Below are 22,315 nucleotides of genomic sequence, written 5' to 3' on the forward strand. Positions count from 1 at the left end.
CAGCCTCTCGAAGCCTTTGAGGGGTTGTTTTTATTGGTGTCACGTGTCTATTGTGGTAAAATTTGAAAGTTGGTGGTCTCGCGCGAGAGCGCACCACATCACTCTCTATCGCGCTACAAAAGGAGCATGTCAGTGGCAAACAAACCCGATCATTACGACGGTTCTGACATCCAGGTCCTCGAAGGGCTTGAGGCTGTTCGGAAGCGTCCCGGCATGTACATCGGCTCGACGGGGCCCCGCGGCTTGCACCACCTCGTGTACGAGGTGGTTGACAACTCCGTTGACGAGGCCCTTGCCGGCTACTGCAACGAAATCGGAGTGTGGATACATCCCGACAACTCGATTACGGTCGAGGACAACGGCCGCGGCATTCCGGTGGACAAGCATCCGAAGGAGAAGATCCCCACGGTCGAGGTGGTCCTCACCATCCTGCACGCCGGCGGCAAGTTCGGCGGCGAGGGCTACAAGGTGTCCGGCGGCCTGCACGGCGTGGGCGTATCCGTGGTGAACGCGCTGTCCACGCGCGTGGAGGTGAACGTCAAGCGCGACGGCAAAGAGTATGCCATCGCCTTCGACCACGGCAAGACGTGCGAAAAGCTTCACGAAGTGGGTACGGCGAAGCACACGGGCACCAAGACCACGTTCTGGCCCGACCCGGCCATCTTCACCGAGACGACGGTGTACGACTACGACACGTTGGCCAGCAGGTTCCGCGAGATGGCGTTCCTCAACAAGGGCCTCAAAATAGTGCTGCACGACGAGCGCGTCACGGATGCGGACGGTAATCCCCGCACCGAGACGTTCCAGTACGCGGGCGGCATCGTGGACTTCGTGAAGTTCCTCAACGAGGGCAAGGAGACGCTCAACAAGCCCATCTACTTCGAGGCCGAGAACGCCGACGGCACCGTTGAGGTGGCTATGCAGTGGTCCACGTCGTACTCCACGAACTCGGTCATGGCGTTTGCGAACAACATCAACACCCACGAGGGCGGCACGCACCTCGACGGCTTCAAACAGGCCGTCACCCGCTCCATCAACGAGTACGCGCGCAACAAGGGCATACTCAAGGAAAAGGACTCCAACCTCTCTGGTGACGACACGCGCGAGGGTTTGGCGGCCATCATCTCCGTGAAGCTGCACGACCCGCAGTTCGAGGGCCAGACCAAGACGAAGCTCGGAAACACCGAGATCCGCCCGCTCGTGCAGAACGCCGTGGCGCAGGGCCTTGGCGAGTACCTGGAGGAGAACCCCACGCCCGCCAAGCGCATCATCGGCAAGGCCACCCAAGCGCTCAAGGCTCGCGAGGCCGCGCGCAAAGCGCGCGAGATGACGCGCCGCAAGGGCGTGCTCGATTCGTTCGCGCTGCCGGGCAAGCTGGCCGACTGCTCGTCGAAGAATCCTTCCGAGTCCGAGATATTCATCGTAGAGGGCGACTCCGCAGGCGGCTCGGCCAAGCAGGCCCGCGACCGCAAGACGCAGGCCATCCTGCCCCTGCGCGGCAAGATCCTCAACGTGGAGCGCGCTGGATTGCATCGCTCGCTCTCCAGCGACACCATCAGCTCGCTCATCACGGCCATCGGCACGAACATCGGAGACGACTTCGACGCCGACCAAGCGCGCTACCACCGCATCATCATCATGACCGATGCCGACGTGGACGGCGCGCACATCCGCTGCCTTTTGCTCACGTTCTTCTACCGCTACATGCCGGAGCTCATCAACCGCGGCTACATCTACATCGCTCAGCCGCCCATCTTCGGTTTGAAGAAGAAGAACTCTCGCAGCCCGAAGATCGAGCGCTACATCTACGACGAGAGCGCGCTTTCCGCGACGCTCGCCGAGTACGACGATCCCAACCGTTTCGACGTCCAGCGCTACAAGGGTCTCGGCGAGATGGACCCCGACCAGCTGTGGGAAACCACCATGGAGCCGGCCACCCGCACGCTTCTGCAGGTGAACATCGACGACGCCGCCGAAGCGGAGCGCGTCGTGTCCGAGCTCATGGGCGACCTGGTTGAGCCGCGCAAGGAGTTCATCCAGAAGCACGCCCGCGACGTCCGTTTCCTCGATATCTAGCGCATCGGCGGTCGCAGGGCCGCCGAAGCCTTCACGAGGGATTGTTTCACGTGAAACATTTCAGAACCAAGGAGACACATGGCAGACAACACTGAAGATTTTGAGTCGCCCGACGATGCGCGCGGCGAAGGCTCCGGCCACGGCGGCGCGTTCGGCGAGATGCTCTCGCGCGCCGAGGCGGATCACGATGCCGCGGCTGACGCGGAAGCCGACGGCGCGCAGGGTGGGACGGACGGCGAAACGGGGGACGAGGGCGAGCCTGCAACCCGTCTGACGGGCGTGGGCGTGTCCGACGAGGACCGCGCCCGCTCGCTGATCGACACCTCGTCGTTCGGCGCTCCGCACGGCTCCATCATCGAAGGGGCCAACGGCGGCGAGGGAACCATCGTCCGCTCTGCCTATCTGGGCAAGGAGATGCAGGCGTCGTTCCTCGAGTACTCTATGAGCGTCATCGTCTCGCGCGCGCTTCCCGACGTGCGCGACGGTTTGAAGCCGGTGCACCGCCGCATCCTCTACGCCATGAACGAGAGCGGCTACACGCCCAATCGGCCTCATATGAAGTCGGCGCGTACCGTCGGCGACGTGATCGGCAAGTACCACCCGCACGGCGACTCGGCCGTGTACGACACGATGGTGCGCCTTGCGCAGGACTTCAGCCTGCGCGTGCCGCTCATCGACGGCCATGGCAACTTCGGCTCCATCGACGGCGACGGCGCGGCGGCCATGCGCTACACCGAGGCGCGCCTCGATCGCGCCGCGATGGAGCTTCTGCGCGACCTCGACAAGGAGACGGTGGACTTCCAGCCGAACTACGACGAGAGTTTGGAAGAGCCCACGGTGCTTCCCGCCCGCTTCCCGAACCTCCTCGTCAACGGCTCGAACGGCATCGCCGTAGGCATGGCCACGAACATCCCGCCGCACAACCTGGGCGAGACGATCGACGCCACCTGCCTCATGCTGGACGATCCGGAGGTGTCCACCGAGGAGCTGATGAAGGTTCTTCCCGGACCGGACTTCCCCACCGGCGGCATCATCATGGGCAAGAAGGGCATTCGCGACGCGTACGAGACGGGCCGCGGCTCGCTCACCGTGCGCGCGAAGTGCAAGGTGCAGGAGGGCAAGAACGGCAAGAGCTCCATCGTGGTGACGGAGATCCCCTACCAGGTGAACCGTCAGCGCTTGCTCGAGAAGCTCGGCGAGCTTGTTCGCGAGAAGAAACTTCCCGAGGTCAGCAACATCCACGACGGCGCCGATCGACACGGCATCGACATCATCATCGACCTCAAGAAGGACGCCATCCCGCAGGTGGTGCTCAACAAGCTGTACAAGCACACGCAGCTGCAGGTGGGCTTCGGCGTGATCATGCTGTCGCTCGTGGACGGCGTGCCGCGCGTGCTGTCGCTCAAGGAGATGCTGCACTACTACATCGCCCATCAGGAAGACGTCATCGTGCGTCGCACGCGCTACGAGCTGGCCAAAGCCGAGGAGCGCGCACACATCCTGCAGGGCCTCATCGTCGCGCTCGACAACATCGACGAGGTCATCCACATCATTCGATCGTCGCAAACCGACAAAGAGGCCTCCGAGCGCATGATCGAGCGCTTCGGCCTCTCGAAGAAGCAGACCGAGGCCATCCTCGAGATGCGCCTGCGCCGCTTGACCGGCTTGGAGCGCGACAAGATCGAATCCGAGTTGGCCGAGCTTCTGGAGAAGATCGCCTACTACAAGCGCGTGCTCGGCGACCCGAAGCTCGTCCGCGAGATCATCAAGGAAGAGCTGCAAGAGGTCAAGAAGAAGTTCGGCAGCCCGCGCAAGACGCTTCTGTCCGAGGCGGCGAAGGATCTCGACGTGGAGGACCTCATCGCCGAGGAGAACATGGTTGTCACGGTGACGAAGTCCGGTTACGTGAAGCGCCTGCCGGTGGCCACCTATCGCCAGCAGAAGCGCGGCGGCAAGGGCATGCAGGGAGTGAACCTCAAGGACAACGACTACGTGGAGCACCTGTTCGTGGCGTCCACGCACTCCTACATGCTGTTCTTCTCCACGAAGGGCAAGGTGTACCGCCTCAAGGTGTACGAGCTGCCCGAGGCCGGCCGCCACGCCCGCGGCACCGCCATCGTGAACCTGCTGCCTCTTGAGCGCGGCGAGACGATCAGCGCCGTCATCGCGACGAAGGACTTCCCGTCCGACGAGTATCTGATGTTCGCCACCGAGCACGGCATGGTGAAGAAGACCTCGATGGACCTGTACGACCGCACCCGCCGCGACGGCCTCATCGCCATCAACTTGAAGGACAACGACCGCCTGATCAGCGTGCGCCGCGTGGCTCCTGGCGAGAAGGTGCTCATGGTGTCCTCTGCCGGCAAGGCCATCATGTGGGACGAGGGAGAGGTGCGCGCGATGGGCCGCGACACTATGGGCGTTCGCGGCATGAACGTGCCGCCCATTGCCAAGGTGCTGGGCATGGAGATCGCCCAAGACGACACCGACCTGTTCGTGATCACGGAGAAAGGCTACGGCAAGCGCACTCCGGTCGCCGAGTACCCCGAGCATCATCGCGGCGGCCAGGGCGTGTTCACCATCACGATGACGGAGAAGAAGGGCCTTCTGGCCGCTATGAAGATCGTCGCCGACGACGATGAGATCATGATCATGTCCGAGGACGGCGTGTGCGTTCGGACGCCCGTGTCCGGCATCTCCGAGCTCGGCCGTTCGACGCAGGGCGTGCGCGTGATGAACGTGGCCGACGACGACCGCGTGACCGCAGTGGCCATCTCCACGCGCGGCAAGAAGAAAAAAGCGTCTGTGAAGCCCGGCGAAGCCGAAGAGCTCGATGAGGATTCCATCGACGATATTGATGAGGGCGTCGAGGGGCCCGGGAGCGATAGCGGGACGGTCGTCGAAGACGGCGGCGATCCCGGCACCGACGGTGGGGTCGAAGCCTTCGGGGATTCCGAGGAGTAGAGCCTCAATGCCGCTTTCTTGTTAGTGGAAGAGTGAGCTGAGACGCTCGTGCGAGGCCCGCCGCGTGATGTGGCGGGCCTTCTCTCTTCTTGGATGTGGTTGGTTCCATGACGCGTTGGGCGTTTCATGTAAAGCGTGGACGCTTCGCTTCGCGTCACTGCGGCCTTTTGGTGCGCACGAGGGGTCGTGTCTCTTGGCTTCGACGTTCGGCGCCCTTTGCCCTTGCGTTCGTCTCTTCCCTTCAGATCCGTGGCGTCTATTGTTTCGCTTTTGCAAGCTGCTGCGCCAGGATGCGGGGGATTGCCTGAGTGTCATGAGGGGGTTCTCGCCTAGAGCGGATACCCCACCCTTCAAGGGCTATGGCTTCGGGGTCCTCTCGTTCACGGTTGCCGCACGCGAATGGTTTGGTTGTTTGGTTTGCCGTTTTCGGACGGCCTCGTTCCTTGTTGTCCGTCGCTTGGTAGGGCTTGGATTCTTTCGGACTTCGGCTTTTGGCGTTCGCTTTCCGCCCCTCTTGCGTCAGAGCAGCTGCGTCCTCCGCTGTGGAAGAAGCTCCGCGTTTCGGCTTCGATGCGTTTGACGTAACCCCTCTTCAGTTCTTTCTCGTTCTCGGTTCCATCAAACTCTGGGTTTCTTCGAGCCTGGATGGCTGTGGCTTTTGGCCCAGCCGCTCTTGGCGAGCTTGTGATCCCGGTTTCCTCATATTGAGACGGGTATTCTTCGCTCGGGGTCGATTTCGTTGGTCGCTTGTGCTGGCAAGGTCTTCCCAAAGTTACGGTTGCGTCTTTCTCTGGTCGCGCGATCGGCTGCAGAGCGGTGTTTTCGCCTTCCATTGTTCTTTTGGCTCTCGAAGCGGGCGGCGTTTCACGTGAAGCGCAGAGCATTGGTGACGAGGCGATGCCCTTTCCGCTGAATAGAGAAGGGGCCGATGAAGCCATTGGCGATTGCTTGGCGATCGTTTATGCTGCAAGCCCCGAATCTTTTTCATCCTCCTCTGCCTCTTTGCAGGATGTCCCCCTTTTTACGGTGCGCGTTTTCCGAACGTTTATGTTTCACGTGAAGCATTTTTTGACGTGGGGCCATATGATCAGGAATGCGAAAAGCGTGAAGGAGCGAGCCCTCAGGGGGGCTACTGTTGACGTGCCGTATACTGCACGCCCTGCATTCGTTGACGGAGAGGAGGGCGTCGAGCCTATGACAATCGCCGCTTTGGCGCAAGGTGCTCAAGCGCGCATACGAGCCGTACGTGCTGACCGTGTTATGCGAGCCCCTGCGGAGAGAACCGCGTCCATCGATGTGTTCGCATTAAGCGTGCCGTTGTTTGTCGAGCTGTTCATGCAGATTATGATCGGCAACGTGAACCAATTCATGCTCGCGCCCTTCGGTGCCCAGCCAGCGGCAGCCGTGGGCAACGCTTTGCAGATACTCAATATCGTGACTATAGCGCTCTCGGCTATGGGAACCGCGTCCACGGTGCTGGTCACTCGCGTGCTAGGAAGAGCGGATTCTGATCGTTCGCGCTCCGTCTCGGAGATCGCCACATTGGCGCTTGTTGTGAATGTGGCGCTCGCGGGACTTTTGACGGCGGTGCTGTTCGCGTTCTGGCCTCAGTTCTTTTCGATGCTTAACATCGATCCCGCCCTGCATGGTATGGCCTCGTCGTTCCTTCTCGTCGTGGGATCAACGACGGTGCTTCAAGGCGTGTTCTTCGCGTTCACCGCTTTGCTGCGCGCCCATGCGCGCACAGGTGACGTGATGAAGGCGAGCATGGTAATGAACATGGTCAACATCGCAGCGAGTGCCGTCCTCATCGGTGGCGCAGGCGCGTTGCCCGCCTTCGGTGTGGAAGGCGCGGCTGCGGCGAATGTCGTCGCGCGAGTGGCGGGCCTGTTTGTGGCGTATCGGCTTGTACGACGCGGCACTGAGGTGAGGATGAGCGTATCTTACTTGAGGCCGTTTCCTTGGAGCACTCTCAAGCGGATGCTGGGTGTTGGCATCCCTTCGTCCGGAGAGCAGATGAACTATGATTTGGCTCAGATCGTCATCCTGTCGTTCATCAACGTGCTGGGGACGACCGTGGTGACAGTGAAGGTGTACTGCTCCATGATCGCGGGTATCGCTTATCTATACTCCATCGCGTTGTCGCAGGCCACGCAGATCGTGTTGGGTTACCTTTTTGGCGCGGGAAGGTTCGATGTCGTTGCGCGCCGGGTGTGGGCAGCCGATCTCATCGCCATCGCGCTTACCACTTGCGTGTCCACTCTGATCTATCTGAACTCCGACGTCGTGCTCGGACTGTTCACCGCCGATCCGCTCGTGCACGAGTTGGGGAAGCAGGTCATGCTGGTCGAGGTTTTTCTTGGTGTGGGGCGTGCGCTCAACATCGTGATGGTGAAGGCCCTCATTGCGGTGGGGGATGTAAGGACTCCGGTGACGGTGAACGTGCTGTCGTCGTGGGTGTTCGCCGTGGGCGGAGGCTATCTGCTCGGCATTGGACTAGGTTGGGGCATTGTGGGTATGTGGTTGGCCATGTGCGTTGACGAGTGGTTGCGCGCGGGTTTCTTGTTGGCAACGTTCGCTCGTGGCGGATGGAGGCGTCGCGCGATTGAGGCGCGGTCGTGCGGCGTCGCGGAGAAGCCGAAGGAACCGAGCGTGCAAAGCGTGCCCGCGCTCTTGGCGCTCGGTGCGGACGACGACGGAGCGCTTGCTGATGGTGTGGTGGACGCCGTTTCCGAAGCGGCGCGCCATCTCTGGTGAGCGGCTTGCCCTCCGGTTTCTCGCGCATCGACTTGTCAAGCTTCGAAGTCTTCGGGGGCGATCTCGTCAAGGAACCTGCGAAATTCGGAAAGTTCCTGCTCGGCGTTAATATCGCCCCCTTCGCGCTTGAGCACGTAGGGAAAAGAGGCGCGTTCGAGTACGCTTTCTTCGATGTAAATAGGCGCTTTCTGTCGCACAGCCAGCGCCAGTGCGTCGCTCGGCCTCGCATCAAGGTCGATGAGCCGATCATGTTGGCGCAAGGTGAGACGGGCGAAGAAAGTGGAACCTTTCACGTCGTTTATAACCACGTGGTCGATACGGGCGTCGAGATTGGTGAGTGCGTCGAGAAATAGGTCGTGAGTCATCGGCCTCGAAAAACGCGCTTGTTCCAAAGCGATTCCCATTTGGGTTGCCTCGTTCACTCCAACCCATATGGGAACGATGCGGAACTTTCCTTCCTGAGGCACATCCTCGACGGGTTGCAGCACGATGATTGAGGGTGATGGGGCTGCGGAAACGATAAGGGTTTGTATATTCACGGGCACCATGGCGGCTCCCTTCTCGCGAAAAGCCGTGCGTTGTGGGCCGACTTGGGGCCTTAGGCTGTTGTACCGTTCGATTATAGCTCTCTCGTTCGTTTTCGTCGCCGGTCTTTTCTCTCGGTGCTCTGTGGAGCTTTGCGAGAATTCTGGTGCTTCCTCGACGTTGCGAAGTGCTGTTTTGTGATTGCGGCGGGTTTGATGCTCTATGACGCACGTTCGGGCAAATTCACGGGTTTTCGGCTGAGGAAGTGTCTTTGCCGTCGGCTGGATGGAAACACCGCGCTCGTACGGTGACTGCCTGGCTTATCAGTGGCACCGAGAAAGCAGGATGAGCTGACGTCAGCGGTTCTCGTATGAAGGTTCTGGGAGCAACTGCGATGTTTCCATGAAAGACTCCAAGAGCACCATGCGCGGGCGTTTTGAGGGGTGCTTTGCAGATGGATCGGGTTCGCGCAGCTGTCGGATTGACGCCGAACGGTTGAAAACTCGGTGCATTTCTTTAAAAAACGCCTTGACCCTCTGAAGGTGTTTGAGGTAAAGTAGCTAAGCACTTTTTTGGGCCCGTAGCTCAGTTGGTTAGAGCGCACGCCTGATAAGCGTGAGGTCGCTGGTTCAAATCCATTCGGGCCCACCATGTTTTGCGATAAACGCTCCACCGTGAGCCGAGTTTGCCGGTGGAGCGTTTATTAGTATCTAGATGCGAATTGCTCGTCTATTTGCAGTCGGGCAAAGCGTCGGAGACGGGGCATTAGCTCAGCTGGGAGAGCGCGGGCTTTGCAAGCCTGAGGTCAGGGGTTCGATCCCCCTATGCTCCACCATTTAAAATGCGAGGCCAAGGAACTCCTTGGCCTCTTTGCTTTTTCGAAGAGCTTTGAGCAAGCCGGATGGGGAAGGGTTGTCGGCCATCGTTTGCTCAGGGCGAGTTTTCGAAAGGAAGAGCGTTTTAGGATCGCATGAGGATGCCTGGCGTTCTCGCCGGCGCACCAACCGATCCTCTGCTTTGCTTGACTGCGCTTTCGGCGTTCTGCTTTATAATTTTCTTCCATGAATGGGATACTCGACAGATTCGTTGGCAACATCTCTTTTGTCGCATTGCTTGTGTCGTCTTTTTTCTGGTCGTGGTTTGACATCGTTCCTTTCAGTCCGACGCTCTTTTCAGCGGCTGGCGTTCCCTTCATGCCGCAACCCCTTGCCATTTCCCTCGCAGTGAGCGCCGTGGTTCTTGCGGTGTGCTCGATGAGCGCGCGTTTGAGATCACTGATGCTCGATGCGAAGGTGTTCTCCTCCGTCTCGTTCGTATGCGGTGCGGGGGGAACCGTTGCCATCTGGGGGGGGGTGCTCGTCAGAGCTGCTTTTTGTGATAGGAGCGGTGCTCGTCGGCTTGTATGAAGGGTGCGGGGCCTTGGTCGTGGGAGGTGTGGCAACCTGCCAAGGAACGACGAACTCCCTCATTCATCTTTCTGCCGCCCTTCCTTTGAATATCGTCATGGTTCTGCTGGTCGTCTATTTGCAGCCTACGGCTTCGGTCGTGTTCTCTGCGATGTTGCCGCTGTGCTCGGCATGCTGCTATGTCGTCTTCATGGCGAGAGGGGGCAATTCTGCAACGTTGAGATCGACGCTTGTCGCACGGGGTCCTGCGCGATCGTCGAACAGCAGCGGTCGTTCGCCATTCGGAAGGGACTGGCGTTTCCTTTTGGTGGTGTTCCTGGTGGCGAGCGCTTTCGGGCTTGTGAACGTTCGCGCGCTCTCCACTGCGGACGCGCTTTTCAGCCCCCTCGTTTCTTACACTCCTCTTCTTATTCGCGCTGCGGTGAGCGCTGTCGTTTTCGGAGGGTACGTTCGTTTCTCATGGCGCCCGTATTCCCTTTTTGGCGCGGCGTTGCTGCTTATGGCCGTAGGACTTGTTGCATGCGGGGTGGCGGGGCTCGAATTGGCCAGCTTGGTTTTTCTTGCGGGGTATCTTTGCTTCGATGTGCTCATTTGGGCGCTTTGCATCATGTTGAACCATCGGTCGGGAATGCCTTTGCTCCGCACCATTTGCATCGTGTACGCCATCGATCAAATCGGTGTTTTTGTCGGAACATCGTTGGGGGTCCTTTCGTCGGGATCCTTGCCGTTTGCGGCGAATTCGGTTGAAGGAATATGCGTTGTCCTCGGGAGTCTGCTTCTCTTGCTGATGGTGTGGATGTCGAGCGGGAAGAGCCCTTTGAAAGACGGGCTTGCTTCATGCGAGGTGGGATTCGACATGCCAAGAAATTCCGATGAAGAGGGTGTTCTTGCGGAGATGCAGGGGAGCGTTTCCCGCGAAGGGGCTCTTAAAGAAATCGCATCTCGCTACTTCCTTTCGGCGCGCGAGATCGATGTTCTCACCCTTCTTGTGGCGGGACGTAACGGGCCGTACATAGCCGAGCATCTTTGCGTTTCCGACAACACCGTGAAAACCCATGTTCGGCACATCTATACAAAGCTCGATGTGCATAATCGCCAAGAGCTTCTCGATCTCGTGCTTTCTTTCGAATGAAAAGGGTCATCATAAACGGGTGATCATTGCAAAGCACCCGATCTCGGCGAAGCGCTTTTCCTCTTCGTAGTGTTCACTTTCCTTGTCGCCATGCGTCGCGCAAGAATCGCGAGCGAATTGCATGAAAGGTGCGACACAAGCGTACGCAAGGAGAAGGGAGAGCTATGAGAAAGAGGACTGAAGCACTATCGAAGCGCGCATCTGTTCTTTGCGCCATGTCGTTAGCTGCGATTTTGTCGGTGGGTGCGCTTGCGGGATGCGCAGCAGACGGTCAAGGGGCGTCAGGGTCGGACTCCGACCCCGCGACCATGATCGCGAAAACGTTGGTCAAGACCGCAGCCAACGAGATGACCCTGGTTGATTGGGATGTCACCGCAGATGACAGCCCGCTTACCGTGTCCAGCGACGACCCTCAGTTTTCCGATTACGTTGACGATTTGCGAGAACTCACCGGATTCAATATCGAGAGCCTCACCATGCAGGTGAAGGTCACCGAGTTTGCGGGTGCCGAGATCGCCGCAACCCATGAGAACGTCAAAGACAACATGTACACCATAGAGAGCCTTGATGCGGTGGTCGACGGACAGAGCATCACGTATGCCGACGGAGATTTCAAGAAGAAGTGATCCGCGGGGCGTATCCCAGCATTTCATTGGATCGAGAGCGAGGAGCATCATGGCTGAATTGACGAGAAGAGGTTTTTTGATCGGCGCGGGAGCGGCGGGGGCTGCCTTGGCGCTCACGGCTACGGCTGGCCGCGCCTTCGCTGCGAAAGGCGAAGACGAGGACAATCTCGATTGGGCAAACCAGGTGACCGAGGAGATATCGTGCGACATCCTGGTGATCGGCGGTGGGTTCTCCGGAACCGCCGCGGCAGTCCAAGCGGGCGAGAACGGGGACAAGGTGCTGCTTGTCGAAGGGCAGTCGGCGCTCGGCGGCAACGGCACGGGTGTCGAATGCACGAATGCGTATGGCTTGCATCCTAATTCGGGAGAGACGACTCTTGGAGAAATGGTGCGTTACGAAGCCGATGCCCAGTCCTACACGGTGAATCAAATGTTCATCCGCGACATGATCAGCCATGCGGCTGAAAACGTCCAGTGGCTTATCGATAACGGGGTGCAGTACGAGGCCATCGAGGATCTTGATCTCGCGTACCTTGAAATGTACAAGGAAGGACGCTATCGCGCTGCGTTCAGCTTCGATTATGTGTACAAAGGCGGCGCTGCTGGCATAGGGTACTTCCCGTTCATGAAGAAGAAGCTGGCGGAATATGGCGTGAATCTGCGCTTGAACACGCGGGCGCGCGATCTCGTGCTGGACGAGAACGGGAATGTGGCCGGCGCCTACGCCACCGACACTTACGGCGACACCATCAAGATCAACGCCAAGGCCGTCATCATTGGGACGGGCGGCTTCGGCGAAGATGCCGATCGCATGGGAAAGCTCGGCATCGATCTGAACGATGTGCGCATCATAGGCACGCCCGGCCATTACGGCGACGGTGTGACCATGATGATCAAGGCGGGCGGTATCGAGCACGGAGCGCCGGCGTTCGGATGCACGAACATCATCGGTTCGGCTGGCCCATGGGGTCCCATATGGGACAAACTGTGTTGGGGCGGACCGAGCCTGTGGGTCGACATTCACGGTGAGCGTTTCTCGGATGAGGCGTGCTCGACGTACACGCACAACTTCGAACTGCAGCACGTCCCCGTCCGCTTGGCTGGCGGCACCTGCTGGACCATCATGGATCAAACCATCCTCGAGACCATGTTGGAAGGAGACGAGGAGGCGGCGCAGCTTTGGGACGAGATGATCGCCAACGGAGACGATGCCTACCGAGCTGACTCCCTTGAGGAGCTCGCCGATGCCATGGAAGGCGTTGACAAAGAGCTTTTCCTGAGCCAAGTGGAGCAATACAACGCATGCGTGGCAGCCGGCGTGGATTCCGACTATGGGAAAGACGCTCAGTACCTTATGCCCATCTCCACGCCCCCGTTCTATTGCGGGCTCATTCGCGGAGCGCTTGAGGGACTGTATTCCGGCGGTGTCAAAACCGATCGTTGCTTCCGCGTGAAGAAGCCCGGGCGCGACCAGGCGTTCGAAAATCTCTTCGCCATCGGCGCTGATGGGGGCATGTTGTACAACAACATGTACGGCATCGACATAAACGGCTCTATGAGCTGCCATGGCGTGAACAGCGCGCGCACCGCTGCCAACACAGCGCACGAATTCATTGCGAACGGCAGATAGTCCGTCTCCCGAATGCGATCGGCCCCTCCCTCGCTGTTGATCGCGATCGTGGCACAAGAGGCCCATCGTCAAGATGGGCCTCTTTTGTTTGGCGCACCGTCGGCGCGAAGACTGATGGCTGGGTGCAAATTCCTGCGATAGTTTTGAGAGATGTTTCACGTGAAACACCCGAATTGTAGGCAGACATCCCTCGCACAGACGCGGAAAGGCACCTCGCGATCTGGATGGTTCGGCCTCTGCCGCTCTCGGTGTCCTCTGACATTGTCGATGCCTTCGAGCATTGTCCCTTCTCGTCGCATTCGATCTGCGCACTCTCCCTGCGCGTGCATTCTGTGTCGCGCCTTCGCGCATTCCGGCTCTTCGCAGCGCGACGTGGTAGTATACGGATTCGGAACGACCGACGATACACGAGGGGCCATGAACCGAACGGAAGCGCTGCGCATCTTGGGACTCGGCGACGACGCTACAGCCGAGGACATCAAAGCCGCATACAAGGAAACGGCGCAGATTCTCCATCCCGACCGCTTTGCTGGCAACAAAAAGCTGCAAGATCGCGCGACTGAGCAGTTCAAGAACCTTCAAGAGGCTTATGAGTACCTGACGAAAGGCCGTGGCGCGCGACGCTCGTCCAAGCCGGGCTCGGCTGCTCGCACGCCGCGCACGGCCGCGAATAACCTTGAAGCTCGCTTAGCCGGCATAGCTGCAGCGCGAATGCAGCTGGTGAAGCAGCGCGATGCGGCATACGACGAGCGTCGCAACGGCATCGGCATGGCCGTCATCGGCATGCTTGTGGCACTGTTTGCGGGACGGCGTCCGGTTGGCGTGCTCGGACTTGTGACGGCTATCGCAACTACGGCGGCGGTATGGGGAATCGTGCAGACGGTTTCGGCTCAGCGTACTATCGCGACGCTCGACGAGCACATCGAGTCGCTCAACAAAGAAGAGCGCCGACTTTCCCAGGAACTGGAAGACGAGGAATAGGAAGCAATCGTGAAACAAGAGAACATTCGCAATGTGGCGATCATCGCTCATGTCGACCACGGCAAGACCACTATCGTGGACCGGCTCCTGTACACCAGCGGCGTGTTCCGCGAGAACCAGCAGGTTGAAGACCGCGTGCTCGACTCCAACGACCAAGAACGCGAACGCGGAATCACCATCCTCTCGAAGAACATATCCATCACCTACAAAGACGTGAAGATCAATGTTATCGACACACCTGGCCATGCCGACTTCGGCGGCGAGGTGGAGCGCGTGCTCAACATGGCAGACGGCGCGCTGCTCATTGTGGACGCGTTCGAGGGCCCGATGCCCCAGACGCGATTCGTGCTCAAGCACGCCCTTGAACTGGGATTGCGCATCGTGGTCGTGGTGAACAAGATCGACCGTCCCGGTTCGCGCCCCGAAGAGGTGGTGGACGAGGTGTTCGACCTCATGGTTGAGTTGGAGGCCTCCGACGATCAGCTGGACTTCCCCGTCATCTACGCGAGCGCCATGAACGGCTATGCGCGCTTCGATCCCGCAGACGACAACATGAACATGTTGCCGTTGCTCGACACCATCCTCAAGGAGGTTCCCGCGCCCGACTGCGAACCGGGCGGCCCGGTGGCGCTGCAAATCTGCACGGTTGACCATTCGAGCTTTGTGGGGCGCATAGGCGTAGGACGGCTGTTCAGCGGCACCATTCACAAAGGAGAGCCGGTGCTCGTCATCAAAAACGACAGCACGCGCTACAACACGAACATAAAGCAGGTGTTCACGTTCGAGGCTTTGGGCAAGAAGGAGCAGCAGGAGGTCCACGCAGGCGACATCGTGGCTGTGGTGGGCGTCGAGGACGCCGATATCGGCGACATGGTGACGAGTCGCGAGCATCCGGTGCGCTTCGATCCCATCCAAGTGGAGGAGCCCACGATGGCCATCGTGTTCGAGGCGTCCACGAGCCCGCTTGTAGGCCGCGAAGGCGAGATCGTCGGCGCGCGCCAGCTCAAAGAGCGCCTTATGCGCGAGAAGGAGAGCAACATCTCCATGCGCATCGAGGAGTTGGAGGACAAATCTGGCATCGAAGTGGCCGGTCGTGGCGTGCTACACCTGTCGGTGCTGATGGAAACGATGCGCCGTGAGGGATTCGAATTCCAGGTGGGTCGTCCGCGCGTGCTCATCAAAACCGATGAGCAGGGACGCAAGCTCGAACCCATCGAGGAGGCGACGGTTGACGTGCCGAGCGAGTATGCTGGCAAGGCCATCGAGGTGTTCGGCGGAGCAGGCGGTGAAATGTCAGACATGTTCCAGCGCGGCGACCAGACGCACCTCGTGTTCAAGATTCCCACGCGCGGTACGATGGGTCTGCGAACGCGTCTTCTGAACGCAACGCGCGGCGAGGCGACGATGTTTCATCACTTCAGCGAGTACGGCACGTACCGTGGCGACTTCAATGGCCGCAAGAACGGTTCGATGATCAGCATGTCCACCGAGAAGAGCGTCGCGTACGCGCTGGACACGCTGCAGGAGCGCGGTAGGCTGTTCGTTGGTCCGGGCGAAGATTGCTATGAAGGCATGATCGTGGGGGAGAGTGCCAAGGAAGGCGACATGGTGGTGAACATCGCCAAGTCAAAGCAGCTGGGAAACCAGCGTTCGTCGGGTGCGGACAAGGCCATTCAGCTCACGCCGCCGCAGACGTTCACGCTCGAGGAGGCGCTCGAATACATTGAGGACGACGAGCTGGTGGAGATCACGCCGAAGAGCATCCGCCTGCGCAAGCGCATCCTGTCGGCAACCGAACGCAAAAAGGCGGCGAAAAAATAGCGTTTCGCGCGAAGCAGCCTCAAAGAAATTCTTTGTGCTCGCGATTTTACGGACGGTTCCCTTTCCCATGCTGCTCAAGGGTCGTCCGCGCGTCTGCAAACGGGTTCTCCTTTTCTGCGCAGGCGACCGGTGGGAAAGGCTTCCTTGCGTTATGAGCGCCACTTGCATCTTGAACCCCTATGAGCGCGGAAGCGGTTCCGCGCTCATTCGAAAAATCTGTCGCGCGTTGCGGGTGGAGGGCGGTTCTCTCGACAAGCGCGCTGAACATGGTGGTTGAACTCCTTCCCGATCTGGCACTGCGGCGGACACCTTGAAAGTTCGGACTATGAATCGAAAGTGGATATATTGCGCATCGAGACAACCCTATTTCTCGCGTGTGCGAAAATACGGCGCAAGTAACATCTCATGCGTCGATTCGCGGGTCGCGCAGACGGTGGCTTGCGAACGGTGCATGACCGAGGGAAGGGTCATATGAACAGGTCTCACATTTTGAAAGCCGCCTGTGCTGTAGGGCTGTCGGCCGCATGCGTTTGGGGTCTGGCCGCCTGCACGGGCGGCAACCAGGCATCGGGGGACAGTGGAGCGGTTGCGGCCACGGTTGGCGAAACGTCCATTTCAGAGGACGCGGTAACCAAGTACATCGAGAACGTTCGCTCTCAAATGGGGGTGACGGACGAGGATTCGTGGGGCAACTGGCTTGCGCAGAACGGCTACACGCCCGAATCTGTGCGCGAGGAAGTGATTGATTCCTATGTTCAGCGCGAGCTTATTCGAACGGGTGCCGATGAGCGCGGCATTACGGTCGATAGCTCCGAGGTCGATAAGTACGTCAATGAAATGAAGCAGAATTACGACACCGATGAGAAGTGGCAGGAAGCGCTCGCTCAGGCCGGCATGACCGAGGAAGAGTATCGTTCCGAAATAGAGTTGCAGCTGAAGAGCAGAGGGCTGATGGAGTCGTTCGCCACTGACGAGGAGCCTTCTGAGGAGGACATGCTGCAGTACGCGCAGATGTATGCCACCACCTACGACGGAGCCAAGCGCTCTTCCCATATCTTATTCGATTCGGGGGACGAGGCTACGGCGCAGGAAGTGCTCGACAAGTTGAACTCCGGAGAGCTCGACTTCGCCGAGGCGGCCAAAGAGTATTCCAAGGATGGAAGTGCTTCGAATGGCGGCGATGTGGGCTGGGACAAGACCACCAGCTTCGTGGAGCAGTATCAGTCAGCTCTCGATGGCCTTGAGAAAGACCAGATAAGCGGTTTGGTGACGAGCGACTATGGTATCCATATCATCAAATGCACTGATGTGTTCACCGCTCCCGAAGAAGTGACGAGCCTTGACCAGATCCCTTCTGATTGGGTGGAGTCCATCAAGTCGTCCCTCAAGTCGCAAAAGCAGAGCGAAGAGTACCAACAGTGGCTTGAAGAGCGCAAGGAAAGCTCCAACGTCGTGGTTAATCCCATGCCGGAGGGGCTGTCGTATGCGGTTGACATGTCGAAGTACCAATCATCCTCCGACGCTTCTAGCGAAGGGGAGGGCGACGGCTCCTCCGCTTCGGATGAAACCGGAGAAGGTGCCGACGCCGACGCCGCATCCGAAGGCGGAGAGGGCGGTGAATCCGCCGACGCTGCGGCGGACGATGCGGCCGATGCCGGCAACGGGACCGATGATGCCGCAAGCGGCGAAGGACAGCCTGCCGAAGGTTCGGAGGATACCGGCTCCCTTTCCGAGTAACGAAACGGAAGGGAACGGCCTTTGGGGTCGAAGTACCGAGCGGGGAACCGGAGGTTCCCCGCTTTTTCTTGGAAAGGATGGTTGATGGAGCGGAACGAGGAAACGCCTCCCTTTTTGCAGCTTCGCGATGCGACGGTGATGCGCGCGGGCAAACCCATCCTCATGGTTGATTCCTTCTCGCTCGGAGAGGGTGAGAGCGTGGCGCTGCTGGGTCCGAACGGTTCGGGAAAATCGACGTTCGTCAAGCTCATCACGCGTGAAGTGCTGCCTTTGCATCGCGACGAATCTCCCGTGCGCTTTCGCGGCCGACCCCGTGCCACGCTCGCCGAGGTGAAGGCCTGCGTCGGAGTGGTGTCGTCTTCGATGCAGGATCAGATTTCCGTGCATCTGCGCGCGGCGGATGTGGTTGCTGGAGGGTTGTACGGATCTCTTGGCGTGCCGCCTCGCGCTAAAGATACGGACAAGGCGCGCGACCGAGCGTTAGCTTCGATGTCCAAGATCGGCGTTGCCGATCTGGCCGAGCGGGATATCATGACGTTGTCTACCGGTCAAGCCCGTCGTGTGCTCATTGCTCGCGCGCTCGTGCATGATCCATGTGTGCTCGTGTTCGACGAACCCTGCACGGGTCTCGATCCTGAGGGCATGTACTACGTGCGTTCGAGCATGCGCGCGCTCGCTTGTGCGGGAAAAAGCATCGTCCTGGTCACCCACTACCCCGAGGACATTATTCCCGAGATCGATCGTGTCGTGCTGCTCAAAGAGGGTCGAGTGCATGCGGATGGTTCGAAGCGCGAATTGGTCTCTGATGAGGTGATGAGCGAGTTGTTCAATGTTCCTTTGCGTGTGCGGCACGAAGTGATGTCCTCTCCTTCGTCTTTGCTCCGTCACTCGAGAGCGTCGCAGCGAGTTCGCGCAGCGACTTTGGAGGCAGACTCGGATATCGAAGCTGCCGAGCTTATGGAAGAGGTTGCAGGCCCCTCTCGTGAAGAGGAATATTTCTCGCTTGTGAGCACGTATGAGCTGTTGTATACTACGTAGCTGCTGCATGGTCGGACGACCATGCGCCTGTCGGAGATGCGGAGAGATGTCCGAGCTGGCCGAAGGAGCACGATTGGAAATCGTGTATACGCCACAAGCGTATCTGGGGTTCGAATCCCCATCTCTCCGCCACTGAGATGGCAGGTACGGCATCACCCGTGCGGAAGGGTGGCAGAGCGGTTGAATGCGGCGGTCTCGAAAACCGTTTCACCGGTAACCCCGGTGACCAGGGTTCGAATCCCTGCCCTTCCGCCAGTAGACTGAAAGCGCCCTAAGGGCGCTTTTCTTATTGCTCGAGTTCGATCTAAAAGGGTTTGGGGAGCGGTTGCGACGGTCGATGGTTTCAGGTTGCGCGTTCCGGTTCCGAAGCATATCATCGGAGGTGTCGTGCGAGGGCGATTCGGGGGATTGAAAGCTGTGGCGACGTGGCATGCCCAGCATTCTGCACGAACTGCGCTTGAAGGGTCGCGGGATACGGCAGCATCCCCGCATCGGCGCCTTCGCGTGCAGAAGCGTTTCGAACCTCTGCGGGCTTCCCGGGCGGCTCGGGAAGGCGTCCGCAGCAGTCCTCGAAAAACGGCTTAGGGATTACGACGACTCCCTTGAGCGACTGGTTAGGGAGCCGAGGTCGTTTCTTCCGATTTTTTCTTGCTTCATCTATGGCATATTTATTCATAGATAATGAAGACATATCAAATAATCAGGCAATATTATTAATCAATGAATATACTCGAATAATAGAATACTCGATATTGGCAAGTCGTATAGTAATGCTTGCATGCAACGACCTGCGAGGAAAGGAATCCCGCATGAACGAATCGACGAAGACTCTTGCCCAGTTGAAAAAAGCGAGCAAGCTCGTTCGGCTTGCGTTTCGCAAAAACGGCCCGAAAAGCTTCAAGCGCGGACAAGGCGCCCTGCTCAATGCGCTCGTTGAGAACGACGGAGCCACTCAGCGTGAGCTCGTGCGCATTCTCGGCCTGAATCGCGGCGACCTTAAGGATGTCGTGAAGAAAGCTGCGCGCAACGGGTATGTGACCATCGAGAACACGGACGAGAAACGCACCTATGCGGTGAAACTGACCGACGAGGGTCGCACCGTTGCAGAAAAGCGCGTGCTGGCCAACGACAGAACGGCTGACGACATCCTTTCCTGTCTGACCGACGACGAGATTGCGCAGTTGAACGTGTTGACAGAGAAGATCATCCTTTCAATGAAAGATAAAGGCGTGAACGGGAAAAAGAAAGGCCGCAAAGCGAGAGGATGCCGCTGTCGCTAGCCGATGATTGAGGACCACGCCGCTCGCGGTTTTGCGCTGTGAGCGGACAGCGGACATGGATCGGTGCGGAAATGGGAGGAACAGGTCGCGTGTCAAGCGTTTTGGTGCTTGGCGAAGCCTTGAGTGTTTCACGTGAAACACTCAAGGCTTCTAACATCTAGCTCGGTGCGGAGGGGGTGAAGAGTTGGCCAACGAGCTGCGTATCGTTTGCAACGCGCTTTCTGCCCCATGCTGCGATTTGCGTTACCCATGGTCTGTCGCCGATGGCAAGCTCTGTGCCCCTGTCCGCGCCTTTCGCTATTCGCCGTTTGTGATCTGCTTCCGCCTTCTGTAGTCCGCGCTGCGTGCTCCTATTGCTATCTGCGCCCGACGTCGCCGGCAAAAAGACGTTGCCCCATTGTACGGCGCGAACGTCGCGCCCGTCCGGTATGAGCTCGTCATTCGCGCTCGTGCTTCGCCTCGTGCGAGCGGAGGCCGTCGCGGCAAGCCCGTGTTCGGTCGCGACGCTCGCGCCTGCGTCCCTGCGTGCCGACGATGCTGCGTGTTCCGCCCGCTTCGGCGGCGGTCTTGCCGCCCTTCGCCGACGATGTCGCTGTGCTCTTTCCATTTGCGATAGTCCGTTATTCCTCCGATGACGCGCCTGCTGCTGTTTCGGCTCCTGCATCCGCATTGGCTTTCGCCTCCCGCTCCCCAAAGCGTTCGCCAGCGGCACAACCCGTTGTTCGCCGTTTGCAATGTTTGCGGCCTTTTCTGGGAAGATTGTTGCAATGTTGGCGGAAATCCGATCACCGGTTCTCATCTGCTGTAGATCAGCCGTTTTGACGGGATTGGCGAAATGCTGGAGTTTCCGGTTCTCACCTGCTGTTGACCCGAGGGCTGGATATCTTCTCTTTCAGGTTCTGACGCTTTAAAGCGGAAAAACTTCCTTGTTATCGTGCATCTCCGCGTCCTTTTGGAGAGCGTTCTCATGATGCTTTCCGTTCTGCCGGTCATGCGTGGGAAGCGCTTGTCATTTTCGACGCGGCGACAACCTGTGCTCGGCATTTTTTGAAGATACGCCGAATAACCCCACTGGTTCGCCGTTCGACATCCGCCCAAGCTCTACACTGAACCGAAACGAAAATGTCCCCGCAGAGACGGGGGTGCTGTTGAAAGGACGAGGAAATGGCCGATCGAGTAGTTGAGAGCTCCGACGTCGAGGTGCCCGAGATTCCCGAAACGCTCGAAAAGGTTCTGCTCTTCTCCTTGGACGAAGCCAAGGAGAAGATGCAGGCCGGTGAAAACGTGGTGCCCTTCACGGCTCTCGTGGTGAAGGAGAACCTGTTCATAGAAAACCATCCGGGAGAATCATCCGACGAGTGCTTCAATTTCGCACGCCACACGGTGGAGCATGCCAGGGGCGCCGAGGCCTATGCGCTTTGCTACGACGGTTACGTCGAGGTGGACGATGGAGAGAAGGATGCGCTCATCGCCGAAGGCGGAGTGCCGGGTGGTGACCATGGCTATGCAGCGGGTTATCTGTACGAGGTTGGAGAGGATGGGTCGGTGACGTTCGAAACCGAGCCCGTCTACATCGGAGAAGCGCCGAATTTCATGATTGCCCTGCAAAATGCCGAGTCTTACACCGACGAGGATATAGACGAGAAGTACCTCGATGGGGAAGGGCGTGAATCCGAGGCTGAGCTTGAGGCCAAGTCCGAGGAATAGAGGGAATTCCGATGAAGGGCGAGCGCCATGGTGTTTGGGCCATGGCGCTTTTCTATGTGTGGACTGCTGTCATTTGCTGCTATGTTCGATTCTATGGCGGTGCTTCCGAACGGGTCGGTTTGAAGATCGGCCGCCCAAAAGCGAGCGCTCGGCAGGATGCTTTCCTGGCAAAGACGAGTCGTTTAGCAGGGTCTGTCTCGGAGCAAGAGTTGCTAAGAGCCGGCCTTCCGCTTTCGCATAGCAGCTCGCCGTGAAACGAGTTGTAAGCGAGCGCATTCCAAGACGTTGGAACTTTCTCATTTGTCTCCTTGCGTTGGATATGCGTTGAAACCGCGTTCGGACCACGGCGGATCGGGAAGGGCGATCTGCACGCTTTATATGAAAACCGGGCGGGATGCCTGTAAGAGTGACGGGGCGATACGTTGGACGCACGCCATGCCCGCAGAAGATCCGCTCGCTATGATGGTTTCACGATGTTCGGCACGCAAGCTGGGCAGAGGCGAGTCCCGACTGGTTCGCGCGAGCGCACGCATTCCTGCGCAACTAACCGCGAGGAGCGATGCGTTGCGCGCGGATCCGCCGGGGTCGGTGGCGAAGGGTTCGCTTGCAACGGGCGATAGAGTATGACGAAATGG

Annotated in this window: 14 protein-coding genes and 4 tRNA genes; 16 read left to right on the forward strand and 2 right to left on the reverse strand. The window is 59.0% G+C overall.

Annotation, left to right across the window (positions count from 1 at the left end; genetic code table 11):
- Window positions 1-126 precede the first annotated feature (126 nt).
- From gyrB to B5F40_RS00190, 3 genes are all read left to right on the forward strand, one after another.
- Window positions 127-2,076 carry a DNA topoisomerase (ATP-hydrolyzing) subunit B gene (gene gyrB, locus B5F40_RS00180; protein WP_204217280.1) on the forward strand — a complete coding sequence of 650 codons (1,950 nt, stop codon included), beginning with the start codon at window positions 127-129 and terminating at the stop codon, window positions 2,074-2,076.
- 159 nt (window positions 2,077-2,235) lie between these two features.
- Complete coding sequence (gene gyrA, locus B5F40_RS00185) at window positions 2,236-5,040, forward strand: DNA gyrase subunit A (RefSeq protein ID WP_255396398.1); 2,805 nt, start codon at window positions 2,236-2,238, stop codon at window positions 5,038-5,040.
- 1,194 nt (window positions 5,041-6,234) lie between these two features.
- On the forward strand, window positions 6,235-7,797 hold the full coding sequence (locus tag B5F40_RS00190; protein ID WP_087192369.1) for an MATE family efflux transporter: 1,563 nt from the start codon (window positions 6,235-6,237) through the stop codon (window positions 7,795-7,797).
- Between the two features lie 35 nt (window positions 7,798-7,832).
- Here the strand turns inward: B5F40_RS00190 and B5F40_RS00195 are convergent, their stop codons facing one another.
- The gene (locus B5F40_RS00195) at window positions 7,833-8,345 is read right to left on the reverse strand and encodes a bifunctional nuclease family protein (RefSeq protein ID WP_087192370.1); all 513 of its coding nucleotides are present in this window, start codon (window positions 8,343-8,345) and stop codon (window positions 7,833-7,835) included.
- A 551-nt stretch (window positions 8,346-8,896) separates the two neighbouring features.
- On the opposite strand from B5F40_RS00195, the gene B5F40_RS00200 reads away from it, so the two are divergent.
- A tRNA-Ile gene (locus B5F40_RS00200) sits at window positions 8,897-8,973 on the forward strand.
- A 108-nt stretch (window positions 8,974-9,081) separates the two neighbouring features.
- Window positions 9,082-9,157 (forward strand) — tRNA-Ala (locus B5F40_RS00205).
- Here the strand turns inward: B5F40_RS00205 and B5F40_RS15745 are convergent.
- Window positions 9,128-9,517, reverse strand: a complete 390-nt coding sequence (locus B5F40_RS15745; RefSeq protein WP_140396359.1) for a hypothetical protein — start codon at window positions 9,515-9,517, stop codon at window positions 9,128-9,130. The two genes, B5F40_RS00205 and B5F40_RS15745, sit on opposite strands and share 30 nt — an antisense overlap.
- Before the next feature lie 710 nt (window positions 9,518-10,227).
- On the opposite strand from B5F40_RS15745, the gene B5F40_RS16115 reads away from it, so the two are divergent.
- From B5F40_RS16115 to B5F40_RS00260, 11 genes are all read left to right on the forward strand, one after another.
- The gene (locus tag B5F40_RS16115) at window positions 10,228-10,860 is read left to right on the forward strand and encodes a response regulator transcription factor (RefSeq protein WP_162610823.1); all 633 of its coding nucleotides are present in this window, start codon (window positions 10,228-10,230) and stop codon (window positions 10,858-10,860) included.
- A gap of 164 nt (window positions 10,861-11,024) precedes the next feature.
- Entirely contained in the window at window positions 11,025-11,486 is a 462-nt protein-coding gene (locus B5F40_RS00215) for a hypothetical protein (protein WP_140396360.1), read from the forward strand.
- A gap of 49 nt (window positions 11,487-11,535) precedes the next feature.
- Window positions 11,536-13,116 (forward strand): FAD-dependent oxidoreductase, encoded by a 1,581-nt coding sequence (locus B5F40_RS00220; RefSeq protein ID WP_162610824.1) that lies wholly within the window; start codon window positions 11,536-11,538, stop codon window positions 13,114-13,116.
- Between the two features lie 417 nt (window positions 13,117-13,533).
- Window positions 13,534-14,097: a J domain-containing protein gene (locus tag B5F40_RS00225; protein ID WP_087192374.1), complete on the forward strand. Its 564-nt coding sequence runs from the start codon at window positions 13,534-13,536 to the stop codon at window positions 14,095-14,097.
- A 9-nt stretch (window positions 14,098-14,106) separates the two neighbouring features.
- Window positions 14,107-15,918, forward strand: a complete 1,812-nt coding sequence (typA, locus tag B5F40_RS00230) for a translational GTPase TypA (protein ID WP_087192375.1) — start codon at window positions 14,107-14,109, stop codon at window positions 15,916-15,918.
- Between the two features lie 471 nt (window positions 15,919-16,389).
- Window positions 16,390-17,655 carry a peptidylprolyl isomerase gene (locus tag B5F40_RS00235; RefSeq protein ID WP_087192376.1) on the forward strand — a complete coding sequence of 422 codons (1,266 nt, stop codon included), beginning with the start codon at window positions 16,390-16,392 and terminating at the stop codon, window positions 17,653-17,655.
- A gap of 84 nt (window positions 17,656-17,739) precedes the next feature.
- Complete coding sequence (locus B5F40_RS00240) at window positions 17,740-18,693, forward strand: ABC transporter ATP-binding protein (RefSeq protein ID WP_087192377.1); 954 nt, start codon at window positions 17,740-17,742, stop codon at window positions 18,691-18,693.
- A gap of 40 nt (window positions 18,694-18,733) precedes the next feature.
- Window positions 18,734-18,825, forward strand: a tRNA-Ser gene (locus tag B5F40_RS00245).
- A 30-nt stretch (window positions 18,826-18,855) separates the two neighbouring features.
- Window positions 18,856-18,948: transfer RNA gene (locus tag B5F40_RS00250), tRNA-Ser, on the forward strand.
- A 347-nt stretch (window positions 18,949-19,295) separates the two neighbouring features.
- The gene (locus B5F40_RS00255; RefSeq protein WP_239442816.1) at window positions 19,296-19,973 is read left to right on the forward strand and encodes a MarR family winged helix-turn-helix transcriptional regulator; all 678 of its coding nucleotides are present in this window, start codon (window positions 19,296-19,298) and stop codon (window positions 19,971-19,973) included.
- Between the two features lie 1,164 nt (window positions 19,974-21,137).
- Window positions 21,138-21,680 carry a hypothetical protein gene (locus B5F40_RS00260; protein ID WP_087192379.1) on the forward strand — a complete coding sequence of 181 codons (543 nt, stop codon included), beginning with the start codon at window positions 21,138-21,140 and terminating at the stop codon, window positions 21,678-21,680.
- The last annotated feature ends 635 nt before the right edge of the window (window positions 21,681-22,315 follow it).

This window comes from Gordonibacter sp. An230 (assembly GCF_002159915.1).
Classification (GTDB): domain Bacteria; phylum Actinomycetota; class Coriobacteriia; order Coriobacteriales; family Eggerthellaceae; genus Rubneribacter.

Excerpts from the sequence above, each read along its gene's own strand:
- gyrB (WP_204217280.1), top strand. The coding sequence starts at position 127 with ATGTCAGTGGCAAACAAACCCGATCATTACGACGGTTCTGACATCCAG.
- gyrA (WP_255396398.1), top strand. The coding sequence starts at position 2,236 with ATGCTCTCGCGCGCCGAGGCGGATCACGATGCCGCGGCTGACGCGGAA.
- B5F40_RS00190 (WP_087192369.1), top strand. The coding sequence starts at position 6,235 with ATGACAATCGCCGCTTTGGCGCAAGGTGCTCAAGCGCGCATACGAGCC.
- B5F40_RS00195 (WP_087192370.1), bottom strand. The coding sequence starts at position 8,345 with ATGGTGCCCGTGAATATACAAACCCTTATCGTTTCCGCAGCCCCATCA.
- B5F40_RS15745 (WP_140396359.1), bottom strand. The coding sequence starts at position 9,517 with ATGAAGGGAACGCCAGCCGCTGAAAAGAGCGTCGGACTGAAAGGAACG.
- B5F40_RS16115 (WP_162610823.1), top strand. The coding sequence starts at position 10,228 with ATGGCCGTAGGACTTGTTGCATGCGGGGTGGCGGGGCTCGAATTGGCC.
- B5F40_RS00215 (WP_140396360.1), top strand. The coding sequence starts at position 11,025 with ATGAGAAAGAGGACTGAAGCACTATCGAAGCGCGCATCTGTTCTTTGC.
- B5F40_RS00220 (WP_162610824.1), top strand. The coding sequence starts at position 11,536 with ATGGCTGAATTGACGAGAAGAGGTTTTTTGATCGGCGCGGGAGCGGCG.
- B5F40_RS00225 (WP_087192374.1), top strand. The coding sequence starts at position 13,534 with ATGAACCGAACGGAAGCGCTGCGCATCTTGGGACTCGGCGACGACGCT.
- B5F40_RS00235 (WP_087192376.1), top strand. The coding sequence starts at position 16,390 with ATGAACAGGTCTCACATTTTGAAAGCCGCCTGTGCTGTAGGGCTGTCG.
- B5F40_RS00240 (WP_087192377.1), top strand. The coding sequence starts at position 17,740 with ATGGAGCGGAACGAGGAAACGCCTCCCTTTTTGCAGCTTCGCGATGCG.
- B5F40_RS00260 (WP_087192379.1), top strand. The coding sequence starts at position 21,138 with ATGGCCGATCGAGTAGTTGAGAGCTCCGACGTCGAGGTGCCCGAGATT.